Below are 265 nucleotides of genomic sequence, written 5' to 3'. Positions count from 1 at the left end.
AGTGGACCGGATTGCGCGCGAGGATCACCCCCGCCGCCATGATGACGGCGACCCCGGAGAGGAGGTAGAAGACGAACTCAGCGCCACTCATTGCTGATAGTACCCCGCTTCATCCTGGCCCAAAATCGACAGTTCGCCCTTCTGGCGGAAGAACTGGTCGCGGCTCTGGGAGATCAGCTCGTAGTGCTTGCTCATCGTCACCGCATCCACCGGGCAGACGCGGGCGCAGAGGCCGCAGAACATGCAGCGTCCCAGCTTGAGGGTG

1 protein-coding gene is annotated in these 265 nt (G+C 63.0%); it reads right to left on the bottom strand.

The window, feature by feature from the left end:
• Positions 1–87 precede the first annotated feature (87 nt).
• On the bottom strand, positions 88–255 hold the full coding sequence (locus RAD04_RS38835) for a 4Fe-4S binding protein (protein WP_461627986.1): 168 nt from the start codon (positions 253–255) through the stop codon (positions 88–90).
• Between the last annotated feature and the right edge of the window lie 10 nt (positions 256–265).

This window comes from Bradyrhizobium sp. 25ACV (assembly GCF_054863005.1).
This window is presented reverse-complemented; position numbering and strand designations above follow the sequence as displayed.